Genomic DNA, 12,149 nt, shown 5'->3' with positions numbered 1-12,149 from the left:
AGTCAACCGCTATCCGCCTAATATACCTCTTTCGGCTCAAGACTCGGCTCAGGCGACTCCAGCGACTCCCATCCATCCTGCTTCAGCAGTTCCAGCTGCGCTTCCACGAGCGAGCGGAAGCGTGTCCGGTAAATGGAGGCCTGCTTCTTCAGTTCTTCTACTTCCAATGCGACTTTGCGCGATTTGCCAAGCGCTTCGTTGATGATCCGGTCCGCATTCTTCTCCGCTTCCTTCACGATCAGCTGCGCTTCCTTCTTCGCGTTGTTCTTCACCTCATCCGCAGCCTCCTGGGCCACGATGATCGTCTTCGATAAGGTTTCCTCAATATTCGCAAAATGATCCAGCTTCTCCTGCATCGCCATTAACTGGTTATGCATTTCCTTGTTCTCCCGAATCACGCTTTCATAATCTTTAATAACCTGATCCAAAAATTCGTTGACCTCGTCTTCATCATAACCCCGGATTCGACGGGCAAACTCCTTATTATGTATATCAAGTGGTGTAAGTGGCATGGTGTGCACCTCCTAAGAATATCGGCTTGTTGCAGACGGGATACGGTCATCCCTGCTATAAGCCAAACCACCCGTCTATGAAAACAGCAGCGGTCATCAGAATGTATCGGTTAATCGGTCGCCATTATTAATGTTTGTTAGTAAATCTTCGACAAAAAAACGGCAATTCCTTCAAAGGCATCACGCATATTTCCCAACCTTGACACGGTACCGCCCTTTTTTTGTCAAGCCGCCCGTCTCCAGCACTTTAAACCGACCAAACCCTTGAATGGAGATCACATCCCCTTCTTTCAGCGGCGTAGAAGGATCCTCTTCCACTTTCCAGTTGACTCTGCAGCGTCCCGCTTTGATCGGAACGACAATTTTGGCCCGGCTGATGCGGAACGCATCGCTGGCAATGCCGTCGAGTCTCATGGAGGAGACCGTAATCTCCATCGTATCCAGCGTGACCGGGGACACCTGGAGCTTGTCCAGCGGCAACAGCTCGGTCATGACATGCACCCGATGCACCTGGCTCAGGTTCAAATGCAGATACGCGCTGATATCCTCGGAGACAACGGCATGACAGCCGTTCTCCAGCACATGAATATCGCCAATCTTGGAGCGCTTGATGCCGAGCCCGAGAATGGAGCCCATATAGTCGCCATGCTCCAGCTCCCCCAGCTTCTGGTCAGAAGAGGTGATGCTGAGCACCTTCATCCCCATATCCTCATTCGCCAGGTCCCGGTAATCGGGCGCGATGAAAGCACGAACACGCTCTGCATCCGGATGTCCGCCGCTGTAGACGGCGTGCACATCAGGGGCGCGGTTGACCAGCGATTCCAGAATAAACCGCTGGCGCGGGTCCAGAAAGTCGGTCAGCTTCGCTTCATGGTACTGCCCCGCGTTAACGACCCACTCCCACGCCCGGTCCACAAAATCCCGTTCGTCTCGGTGAAAATGATCATAGATGTCCGGTTTCATATGGTCACACGCCCTTTATCGTTATACAAAATATCCGAGGATCGCATATACCCCGTTCTGAGCCAGCCGCAGCACAAACAGCGCAACGATTGGGGAAATATCGATCATGCCCATGATCGGCGGGATAAAGCGGCGGAATGGAGACAAATACGGCTCCACCAGCTTGCCCAGCAGCTCTCCGATAAAGCTTTCTCTTACGTTCGGAAGCCAGGACATCAGTACATACACGAGAATCATGTAGAAATAAATTTGAAACAGCAATTCGACAATGCTATAAATATTCGTCAAAGAAATATCACCTCATTCTGTTATAGTCTTGTTCGTCAGCTAAAATCTCGGAAATGGTTCCCTGAATTTCCACCGTATCCGGCGTGCACAGAAAAATGTTGCTGCCCACCTTGGAGATGCCCCCGCTGAGCGCATACACCGTTCCGCTTAGAAAATCAATGATCCGCAGCGCCTGATCGTTCCGCACGCGCTGCAGATTGACCACCACGGTCCGGAACGAGCGCAGATGATCGGCAATCTCCTGAGCTTCGTCATAGGAGCGAGGCTCAGCCAGCACCACCTTCACATTTTTCTGCGAATGTATGCTCACAATATTGCTGCCCTTTTGATTTTGATTTTTGCGGTTCTCAAACGGTGTCTCCACCTGGTCTTCCTGAGAGGTCAGCGCCTCCCGCTCTACAACTTCCTCTTCCTCCTGCAGCCCGATAAAGTTCATAAACCGGTTCATCACGCCCATCGTCACTCCTCCTCTTTTCCCACTAGAATCGAGCCGAGGCGTACCCATGTCGCCCCTTCCTCTATGGCCACTTCAAAATCATTAGACATCCCCATCGACAGCTCGGTCAGCGGCTCGGCGGTAAGCGCCTGCCTGTTCAGCTCATCTCTCAGTTGTCTCAGACCGCGGAATACAGGGCGCGTGTCCTCAGCCTCCGATTCATAAGGGGCCATCGTCATCAGTCCTATGACGCGGACATGCTCCAGACTGCTGATGCTCTTCAGGAAGCCGGCTGCTTCCTCGGGAGGAAGACCGTACTTCGATTCCTCTCCCGATATATTCACCTGCAAAAAGGCGGATATTTGTATATTCAACGCAGCAGCTTTCTTCTCCAGTTCCTTCGCCAGCGACAGCCGGTCCAGCGAGTGGATGTACCGGAATTTATCGATGACATCCTTCACTTTATTCGTCTGGAGATGACCGATAAAATGCCAGGTGCCCCGGTCACCCAAAGCCTCCCACTTGCTCTTGGCATCCTGCCAGCGGTTCTCGCCGATATGCTGCAGACCGTGATCCAGCACCGCCGCTGTCTTCTCCAGCGAGACATACTTCGTCACCGCAATGATGTTGACATCCTGACGATCCCGGCCGCTGCGGCGGCAAGCCTCCGCTATGCGCTGCTGCACTTGATCCATACGTTCCAACAAACTCAAGGGACGGTTCACCTCTTTCTTAACCCGATCCAACTTGCCATACGCCCTGTCGTTCCCCCGTCCTTGCGGTAAGAAAAGAAAATATCATGACTACAGCTTGTACACCATGTTGTACATTCGATATGTTCCGGCAATATTCCTGCTTTAATCATAATGTGTCTGTTTATTTCTTTCAAGTTCAGCATGTATTTCCCGTTGCCTTTGTCGATATACATCCCGGAATCGCCAGCGTTGCCGGAGCGTTCCAGACCTAATTCGCGCACGCGCGACATGACCCGCTCATCCACCTCGTAGCAGCATACGCCGATCGAAGGCCCGATGGCCGCGCGAATAGCTTCAGGCTTGCTGCCGTATGTCTCAGCCATCGTCTGCACCATATGCCGGGCGATCTCGGCCACCGTGCCTTTCCATCCGGCATGAGCCAGACCGACCGCTTCCTCTATGGGGTCCCAGAAATAGAGCGGGACACAATCCGCATAGAAGGAGGTCAGCAGCACCCCAGGCACCTGGGTCACCAGTCCGTCCGTATTTTGAAAAGCGGATTCCCGGTCCAGACTGCCCTTGCCTCTGTCGTCTGCCCTGACAACAGCTACCCGGCTGCCATGAACCTGCTCGCCGCAAGTCCAGTCCGCCAGCGTGAACCCGACCGCTTCCGCAACCCGGCTGCGATTCTGCTTAATATCCTCCGGCTCATCCCCGACGTGAAAGGCCAGATTCAGGCTGTGATACGGGCTGCTGCTGACGCCGCCTTCACGCCCCGTAAAGCCTGCCGTCAACCCCGACGACGCGCCCAGCTTCTCCCACTCCTCGAGAGCGAGCAGATTGGGACCGCTTCGAGCCATTCCTACAAACGGTTCCATGTCATTCACCTCTATCCCAGTGTACCAGAAAACCTGCCCAAGGCAACCTATCGAACAGCGCCGACGGCTTCGATTCGACCTGCGTTAGAAACTTCGTCTGTCAGGCCGGTCCGGCCGATCCAGATAACCGTGAGGCTCTTGCTCCTCCGGCCTTCTCAATTCCTCCATCTTGACCAGCACGACGTCAGAGCCGATTTTCACGATATTTCGCCATGGAATGATCAGTTCGCTGCCCCCTCCGAACAGCCCCATAAACTTGCCGTAGCTAGGGACCACGATCGCTTCGATGCGTCCCTGACGCAAATCGAGCTCCAGGTCGCTCACCTGCCCCAGCCGCTTGCCGTCGATAATATTAATAACATCCTTTGTTTGAAAGTCGGAAATTTTCATTTTTTTCCCCACCATCTGATCTGGTATCATGCCATCACACCCTAGATGTATTTATGACGCCTCATCCTATAGTTCAATATATGTGGCCAGCCGTCAAAATAACTTTATTTTTTGTATCGCCCATTCCCGAAATGCGCGCGGCAAGGCATGAAAAAACGATCCCGCGCACGGGATCGCTATCTGGTTTGATTGCAAGTTACATTCAGGACTTTACATGTTTTTGCATCTGCTTGATCGCGGACTTCTCCAGCCTCGATACCTGCGCCTGAGAGATGCCGATCTCATCGGCGACCTCCATCTGGGTTTTCCCCTCGTAAAAGCGCATGGACAAAATCATTTTTTCTCGCTGCCCCAGCTTGTGCATCGCTTCCCGAAGCGCAATTTCCTCTATCCAGGATACATCTTTATTTTTGTCATCGCTGATTTGGTCCATCACATAGATCGGGTCTCCCCCGTCATGATAAATCGGCTCAAACAAAGATACGGGATCTTGAATGGCATCGAGTGCAAAAACAACGTCTTCCTTAGGCACGTTAAGCGCCTCGGAAATTTCGAAAATAGTCGGTTCGCGGGAGTTCGCGTTGGTGAGTTGATCTCGGACCTGCAGCGCCTTGTAGGCGATATCACGCAGGGAACGGGAGACGCGAATCGGATTGTTGTCACGTAAATAGCGGCGAATCTCTCCGATGATCATCGGCACGGCGTAAGTGGAAAATTTTACATTTTGGGACAGATCGAAATTGTCGATGGCCTTCATCAGACCGATGCAGCCGACCTGGAACAGGTCATCCACAAATTCCCCCCGATTGTTAAATCGCTGAATGACGCTCAGCACGAGCCGCAAGTTGCCATTCACCAATTTTTCACGAGCTGACCGCTCATTGTTTTGCTGCAGCTCATGGAACAGTTCCCTCATTTCCACATTAGTCAGAACCGGCAGCTTTGCCGTATCCACACCACAAATTTCAACTTTGTTTCGTGTCATGATGGCTTACCTCCCAAGGAGAAACATTACTGTACATTATCTCCTTGAGGGTGCATTTTATTCCAAAGCGATTTCACCTCAGACCATCTTGTTGAATTCCTTGCGGAGCCGCTTGATAATTCTTTTTTCCAGTCGGGAAATATAAGATTGCGAGATTCCGAGCAGGTCAGCCACATCCTTCTGGGTCTTCTCTTCCCCGTCCTGAAGTCCGAACCGGAGCTCCATGATCATCCGCTCCCTGTCGCTCAGTTTATCCAGTGCTTTTTGCAGCAGTTTACGGTCTACCTGTTCTTCGATATTGCGGTAAATGGTATCATTTTCCGTTCCGAGCACATCGGAGAGCAGCAGTTCATTGCCATCCCAGTCGATGTTCAGCGGCTCGTCAAAAGACACCTCGCTCCGCGTTTTGTTGTTGCGGCGCAAATACATGAGAATCTCGTTTTCAATACAGCGCGAGGCATAGGTTGCCAGCTTGATTTTTTTCTCCGGGTCAAACGTGTTGACCGCTTTGATCAGACCGATCGCGCCGATCGACACCAGATCCTCGATATTGATTCCCGTGTTCTCAAACTTGCGGGCAATATAGACCACGAGACGCAAATTGCGCTCGATCAGCATCGCGCGGGTTGCCGCATCGCCTGAAGGCAGCTTTTTTAGGAGATACTCCTCCTCCTCTTTCGTCAGCGGAGGCGGAAGCGCTTCACTTCCTCCAATATAATAGATCTCCTGGCTTTTCAAGCCCAGTAAAAACAACACCCGATAATACTGCAGCTGCAGCGCTAATCTCCATTTCACTGGCATCCGTTTATTCCTCCTAAACGTTTTCCGGCTGGAAAACAAACGTCGTAGAAATTGCCTCGCCTCTTGAACAAGAAGCAGTCTCATCCATCCTTCATTGGCGCCCTAACCGATCTTCGCAAGGCAAGCAGGTCACGCATTCATTCGGTTAGCCGACCGTTCGCTCAGCTTCCTGTTCATGCGCCATCATGCCGCCTTCCGCGTTCGCAGCATCACAGCCGCCGGCCGCAATCGGCATTCCTTCCCCTTCTATCAACCCGGGATGAATAATCGCCCGGTAAGCCCGGTCGCCTGACAGTCGCCCTCCGTCCAATCCAATCAACACCTTGGTCGTTTCATAGGCCATCCCGCCAAGCTCAATGCGGATCATGTCCGGTTTGATGGCCAGCATGAATGCCGCCCCCCGGTTCACGCCCCGATAGGGGACAAGCCGCAATCGATCCTGCCAGGCAAATGCCGATACATCCGCTTCCATGATCAGTTTGTCCGGCTCCCCGCCCATCAGTTTATCACTCCAGCCCGGGGGCAGTTCTCGCTCCCATAGCGAAGCCTCCATGACCATGACGGGGGTCCGCGTTAACGGATCGCTCAATTGATTGCCTGTATCCAGAAGACCGGTGCACTGTACTTTCGTACTGCCAATCCATACGGTGACAGGAGCCAACAGCGTCTCCCGGCTCTCGGTTTTGCGTTTGGTGGTCTGAACCGCCTTGAACGCGAATACAACTACAAAAAAGGCAATACATGCAAACCAGAACCCCACCTTCAGCTCAAAGGACAGTCCCCCGGTCGCGCTATACCAAATCCCTTCAAACAGCTCACCTGAACTTTGCAGGAAATAGTGGAACCCGATAATCCCCCCGGCAATGGCAAAGTTCACGATATAGAAAGCGCCCAGATTGCGGATATATTCCTGCAGACTTGCATAACCGAAAGCGATCCAGATCATCATGAGGGATAGCATGAATTTAATGAGAAAGGTGTACAGGAACGACAGTTCCGGCACAAACATCATCACGACATACATCGCCCCAAGCAAGGAGGAGCATGCCACTCTCCATAAACGCGGCCGGATTCTTCGCATCCAGGCTGTCAGGGCAAGCAATATGCCGTCAATCAGCAGGTTGACGATGAATATCAGATCGATATAAACAACCAGTATCCTCACCCGTCTCTTTCGGATCATATCCGTTCATTTCATGCGGCATTTTCAGGGTCCCGGGAGATGTTTCTAGTATAAAAAGGATAGGAATCAAAGTCTGTCTAAACCTGGGAGGTGTCCACCGACTTTTTTTGTCGACCCAGCGGAAGTTATGAGAGGATACAGCGGATCAGGCGGCTAAATCTCTTACATGGATAAACGGCAGTATAAAGCCGGAAACCAAAAAGAGCTTCGCAGGCCTGATAGGCCTGGAAGCTCCTCGATTAGTCATTATTGCGAGAACGATTGCGAAGGAATGTAGGAATGTCCAGCTGATCGCTGGCACTCTGATTGCCGAACGGTCTTAAATTCACGTTGCTCTTCTCAGCTGGCGTCTGGTGCTGCTCAGGCTGGGAAGGCTGCTGCGTGCGGCGCCCAGGGGCAGCCGGAGCTGCTTTGCTCTCAAAGCCGGTGGCAATGACCGTAACCTTGATCTCGTCCTTGTACTTCTCATCGATAATCGCACCAAAGATCATGTTGACCTCCGGATCCGAAGCCGAGGTGACGATTTCCGCGGCTTCGTTCACTTCGTACAGGGACAGGTTCGCGCCTCCTGTGATGTTCATGATGACCCCGCGTGCCCCTTCAATCGAAGTTTCAAGCAGCGGGCTCATAATCGCCTTGCGAGCCGCCTCGGACGCCCGGTCTTCACCGGTTGCCATTCCGATTCCCATCAGTGCGGAGCCGCGCTCGGTCATGATTGTTTTGACATCGGCAAAGTCGAGGTTGATCAAGCCGGGAACGGCGATCAGGTCCGAGATGCCTTGCACAGCCTGGCGGAGTACGTTATCCGCTTCACGGAATGCCTCCAGCATCGGCGTCTTCTTGTCAACAATTTCAAGCAGGCGATCGTTAGGAATCACGATCAGGGTGTCTACCTTCTCTTTCAGAGCTTCAATGCCAAGCTCCGCTTGCGAGAATCTCTTCCGGCCTTCAAAAGTGAAAGGACGGGTGACTACACCGACGGTCAATGCGCCGCATTCCTTCGCAATTTCAGCGATCACAGGAGCTGCACCGGTACCGGTACCGCCGCCCATGCCTGCTGTTACGAACACCATGTCGGCACCCTTCAGCGTATTCATAATCAAATCACGGGACTCCTCGGCCGCTTTTTTGCCGACCTCTGGGTTGGCACCTGCGCCAAGCCCGCGAGTCAGCTTGTCCCCGATTTGCAGTTTATGCTCGGATTTAGCAAGATGGAGCGCCTGGGCATCGGTATTTACCGTAATAAATTCCACGCCTTGCACGCCGTTCTCGATCATTCGGTTCACCGCGTTACTGCCGCCGCCACCTACACCAATGACTTTAATTTGAGCCAAGCTCTCCATTTCAAAATCAAATTCCAACATCTAATCCATCTCCCCCTCAATGTGCGTGGATGGCACGTCCACTGTCAAATGAATCCGCTATATAAACTCACTGAACATCTTCTTCAAGCGCTCGATAAATCCCGGCTTCTGGCTGCTCTCCTGAGTTGCTGCGACAGGATTATGCTGCTTGGCGCGGTTCACCGGTTTCTTGGTATTCCCACTGCTGCTTCCTCCTGTATTGCGGACTCGGATGTTTCGGATCGCATTGTGGAGGATGCCGACTCCGCTGCAGAATCCCGGATCACGAACACCGATATAATCCGGTATGGCAATTCGCACGGAAGTCGCCAGCTCATTTTGTGCCACCTGCAGCACACCGGGCATGGACATCGTGCCACCCGTAAGTATATAACCTCCGGGAAGCTCATTGTAACCCAAGCGCTTCACTTCTTGACGTACCAATTGGAAAATCTCCTGAACCCGCGGTTCGATAATGGCCGCCAAATCCTCTTGCGTGAATTCCTTGTCTACGTTGCTTCCGATTCTCGTTACTTTAAATGCAACATCAGGAGCCGCGCTTTCGATAAGGGCGCACCCGTATTTCAATTTGACCTTCTCGGCCTGGTCGGTCAATGTCCGGAGGCCGTATGCGATATCATTCGTTACGAACTCCCCGCCGACCGGCAGTGTTGAGGTCGCCGCAAGACTGCCGCCTTCAAAAACCGTCAAGGTGGTTGATCCTGCGCCGACGTCCACCAGGACAGAACCCATCGTTTTCTCGTCCTTGGACAACGCAAGCTGACCTGCTCCAAGCGGAATCAGCACCAGATCCTTCACCTTCAGACCTGCTTTTTCTACGCATCGCAATAAGTTATGTATTGCCGTTTTGGCGCCAGTAACAATCGTTGCTTCCACCTCAAGGCGAACGCCGATCATTCCTCGCGGATCGGAGATTCCTTCCAAACCGTCAACGATAAACTGTTTTGCGACGACATCGATAATCTCGCGATCCGGAGGCAAAGCGACAACCTCGGCTGCCTTCAGCACCCGATCGATATCCTCCTCGCCAATCTCGCGATCCTCGTTCGATACTGCCACCACACCATGGCTCGATTGAAGTCCAATATGACTGCCTGAAATGCCGACATATACTTCGGATATTTGAATCTCGACCATACGCTCCGCATGATCTACAGCACTGCGAATGGATTGTACCGTTTGGTCGATATCTACAATTGCACCTTTGCGAATTCCCTCCGAGTCGGCAGATCCAACTCCAATAATATTAAAGGTTCCATTATTAACTTCCCCAATAATAGCACGAACTTTGGATGTACCGATGTCCAAACTAACAATGATGTCATTGTTGCTCAAGCCCTGGCACCTCCTGTTTTTAGCAAAATAAATACCATTATAATGACACAACTCTATTTATTCAACATTCGCCGGGCTATCCCTCTTTTTTCTACATATTTTTTAGTGCCAACATTTGCTATTCAAAAGGCACTAAAATTTCAATAGAAGAATCGAATTGCACCAGCTTGCCAATACTCTCAATTGTACCATTTATTCCTATCGCTGAGTAGGGGGGGGCTTATTCCCCTTCTTCGTCCTCAGACTCGGCAACAAAAGGCACATAGGAGTCCGCCTCCAGCATCGTAATGAGACCCGGCTGCTCCACTTCGGTTACCTGATTGAGGTACTCCACTTTATCCTTCAGCAGGGAAACGGTAGTAATGACTTCAAACTTGGAGCGTGTGTACAGCTTAATCCGATCCGGAAATGACAGGGTCGGCGACGGCGTGATCTCGGAAATATCCGAGGTCAGGCTGCCGGGAATATCGGCCAGCACCTCGCTCAGCTTCGCCTTGTTCGGATCGGAAGGCTCCCAGTTCGTCAGAATCGGCTTCTCTACCGCGATGCCGCTGGCTGATACAGGCACGGATGTGCCGCTGGCCAGAATCGCCAGAAGCGAACCGTCACTGGTCAGCTCGTAAGCGACCGTGGGCTGTTCTTCAATCACGATGCTGATGCTTCCGGGGAACGTCTTGATCACCTGCGCCTCCCGAATCGTGCCAAGAGCCTGCAGACGCTCACCAATTTTATCCGGATCAACACCAAAAAACTGGTCGCCAACCCCGACTCCGCTCTCCTCAAGCAGCTGTTCATCCGTATTAAACGTATTACCCGTGATTTCGATATCCGTCACTTGGCTGACCGGGGAACGGAAGAACAGGATGGTCAGCAGGGCTATAAACAGCAGCAGCAGTATCCATATGATTTTCCTGGCTGTTTTCGGTCTGGGCTTGTCCTCTTTCAGGACAGGCATGGGTGTCTTGGACATATCCTCTCTCTCCATAAAGCCTGTCATCCCCTCCTATCGGTGAAGGAGGGGACGCCTAGGACCTCAATTGGCTAAATCAAGCGGCCGTGGCACCGGGGTCTCTCGATAAATCCGGGCGCCCAAGCCTTGGAACATGTTTTCAATCCGATCGTAACCGCGATCGATATGATGCACCTGTTCCACGACAGTCGTTCCCTGCGCAGCCAAGCCGGCGATAACCAGCGCGGCTCCGGCACGCAGATCCGTTGCCTCTACGGTAGCACCATAAATTCTCTGTACGCCTCTAATAAATGCATAGTTCATATCCGTTGAAATGTCTGCGCCCATTCGGGACAACTCCTCCACATGCTTGAAGCGTCCCTCGAACACCGTCTCTTTCATGACGCTAAACCCGTCTGCCAATGACAGGAGAACCATCACCTGTGATTGAAGATCGGTAGGAAAGGACGGGTACGGCGATGTTACGATCCGCTCCACAGCTTTGGGGCGGCTCATACAGCTTATGTTCATTATATCATTGCAGGCACTGGTTTGAACACCAGCACGCTTGAGCACATGGATTAGCGATGATAAGTGCGACGGATTCGTCTTCGTCAGCGTGACATTGCCTCTTGTTACCGCTGCGGCAATCATGACAGTTCCCGCAACGATGCGGTCGGGAATAATCTCATACTCACATGGCTCAAGTCGCTCTACGCCATGAATCGTAATCGTATCGGTCCCGGCTCCGACAATATTCGCCCCCATCTTGTTGAGAAAATGCTGGAGATCCTGGATTTCCGGTTCTCTCGCTGCATTGGTAATGACGGTTGTTCCCGCTGCTGTAGCAGCTGCCATCATGATATTTTCAGTTGCTCCGACACTGGCAAAGTCCAGATGGATATCCGTTCCTGTCAATCGGCTCGCACGGCAGTGGATTTTCTCGTCGCCCTCTATGATTTCGGCGCCGAGCGCTTTGAGTCCTTTGAGATGCAGATCAATTTTCCGTTCGCCAATCGCACAGCCGCCAGGCTGATAAATGGTCACTTCACCGAAACGGGCCAGCAGAGGTCCCATCAAAAAGATCGAGGAGCGCATCTGCTTCATTAAATCTTCCGGGACGTGAGACGAATTGGCTGACGCCGTATCCACGGTGACCGTCTCCAGCTCATGTCTGGTTTTGCAGCCGAGGCGGTTCAATATGCTGAGCATCACTTCAATGTCGAGCAAATGCGGAACGTTGCTTAGACGGACAGTCCCTTCGGCAAGAAGACTTGCCGCCAGAATCGGCAAAGCAGCATTTTTTGCACCATGGATACGAATGGTTCCTGATAGGGGATTTCCACCCTCAATCACCAATTTGTCCAATG

At 52.2% G+C, this 12,149-nt stretch carries 14 protein-coding genes; all 14 read right to left on the bottom strand.

Features of this window, described 5'->3' with window-relative positions; translation table 11 throughout:
• Positions 1 to 17: 17 nt before the first annotated feature.
• Positions 18 to 512: a DivIVA domain-containing protein gene (locus CHH75_RS03730; RefSeq protein ID WP_095263181.1), complete on the bottom strand. Its 495-nt coding sequence runs from the start codon at positions 510 to 512 to the stop codon at positions 18 to 20.
• 180 nt (positions 513 to 692) lie between these two features.
• Positions 693 to 1,475, bottom strand: a complete 783-nt coding sequence (locus CHH75_RS03725) for a YlmH family RNA-binding protein (RefSeq protein WP_095397449.1) — start codon at positions 1,473 to 1,475, stop codon at positions 693 to 695.
• 21 nt (positions 1,476 to 1,496) lie between these two features.
• Complete coding sequence (locus tag CHH75_RS03720) at positions 1,497 to 1,754, bottom strand: YggT family protein (protein WP_095263219.1); 258 nt, start codon at positions 1,752 to 1,754, stop codon at positions 1,497 to 1,499.
• Positions 1,755 to 1,770: 16 nt separating this feature from the next.
• Positions 1,771 to 2,220 (bottom strand): cell division protein SepF, encoded by a 450-nt coding sequence (locus tag CHH75_RS03715; RefSeq protein WP_095263179.1) that lies wholly within the window; start codon positions 2,218 to 2,220, stop codon positions 1,771 to 1,773.
• A 2-nt stretch (positions 2,221 to 2,222) separates the two neighbouring features.
• Positions 2,223 to 2,912: a YggS family pyridoxal phosphate-dependent enzyme gene (locus CHH75_RS03710; RefSeq protein ID WP_095263178.1), complete on the bottom strand. Its 690-nt coding sequence runs from the start codon at positions 2,910 to 2,912 to the stop codon at positions 2,223 to 2,225.
• An 8-nt stretch (positions 2,913 to 2,920) separates the two neighbouring features.
• Entirely contained in the window at positions 2,921 to 3,772 is an 852-nt protein-coding gene (gene pgeF, locus CHH75_RS03705; RefSeq protein WP_095397448.1) for a peptidoglycan editing factor PgeF, read from the bottom strand.
• 84 nt (positions 3,773 to 3,856) lie between these two features.
• Positions 3,857 to 4,192 (bottom strand): YlmC/YmxH family sporulation protein, encoded by a 336-nt coding sequence (locus CHH75_RS03700; protein WP_095263176.1) that lies wholly within the window; start codon positions 4,190 to 4,192, stop codon positions 3,857 to 3,859.
• 172 nt (positions 4,193 to 4,364) lie between these two features.
• Positions 4,365 to 5,147 (bottom strand): RNA polymerase sporulation sigma factor SigG, encoded by a 783-nt coding sequence (gene sigG / locus CHH75_RS03695; protein WP_095263175.1) that lies wholly within the window; start codon positions 5,145 to 5,147, stop codon positions 4,365 to 4,367.
• Positions 5,148 to 5,225: 78 nt separating this feature from the next.
• Positions 5,226 to 5,948, bottom strand: a complete 723-nt coding sequence (gene sigE / locus CHH75_RS03690; RefSeq protein WP_007129475.1) for an RNA polymerase sporulation sigma factor SigE — start codon at positions 5,946 to 5,948, stop codon at positions 5,226 to 5,228.
• Positions 5,949 to 6,093: 145 nt separating this feature from the next.
• Positions 6,094 to 7,131 carry a sigma-E processing peptidase SpoIIGA gene (gene spoIIGA, locus CHH75_RS03685; protein WP_176475444.1) on the bottom strand — a complete coding sequence of 346 codons (1,038 nt, stop codon included), beginning with the start codon at positions 7,129 to 7,131 and terminating at the stop codon, positions 6,094 to 6,096.
• Positions 7,132 to 7,370: 239 nt separating this feature from the next.
• Positions 7,371 to 8,495 (bottom strand): cell division protein FtsZ, encoded by a 1,125-nt coding sequence (gene ftsZ, locus CHH75_RS03680; RefSeq protein ID WP_095263174.1) that lies wholly within the window; start codon positions 8,493 to 8,495, stop codon positions 7,371 to 7,373.
• A gap of 57 nt (positions 8,496 to 8,552) precedes the next feature.
• Positions 8,553 to 9,830 carry a cell division protein FtsA gene (gene ftsA, locus CHH75_RS03675; RefSeq protein ID WP_095263173.1) on the bottom strand — a complete coding sequence of 426 codons (1,278 nt, stop codon included), beginning with the start codon at positions 9,828 to 9,830 and terminating at the stop codon, positions 8,553 to 8,555.
• 220 nt (positions 9,831 to 10,050) lie between these two features.
• Positions 10,051 to 10,800 (bottom strand): cell division protein FtsQ/DivIB, encoded by a 750-nt coding sequence (locus CHH75_RS03670; protein ID WP_095263217.1) that lies wholly within the window; start codon positions 10,798 to 10,800, stop codon positions 10,051 to 10,053.
• Positions 10,801 to 10,863: 63 nt separating this feature from the next.
• Positions 10,864 to 12,147: a UDP-N-acetylglucosamine 1-carboxyvinyltransferase gene (gene murA, locus CHH75_RS03665; protein ID WP_095263172.1), complete on the bottom strand. Its 1,284-nt coding sequence runs from the start codon at positions 12,145 to 12,147 to the stop codon at positions 10,864 to 10,866.
• Between the last annotated feature and the right edge of the window lie 2 nt (positions 12,148 to 12,149).

The organism is Paenibacillus sp. 7541 (assembly GCF_002276395.1).
GTDB classification, from domain to species: Bacteria; Bacillota; Bacilli; order Paenibacillales; family Paenibacillaceae; genus Paenibacillus_AQ; species Paenibacillus_AQ campinasensis.
This window is presented reverse-complemented; position numbering and strand designations above follow the sequence as displayed.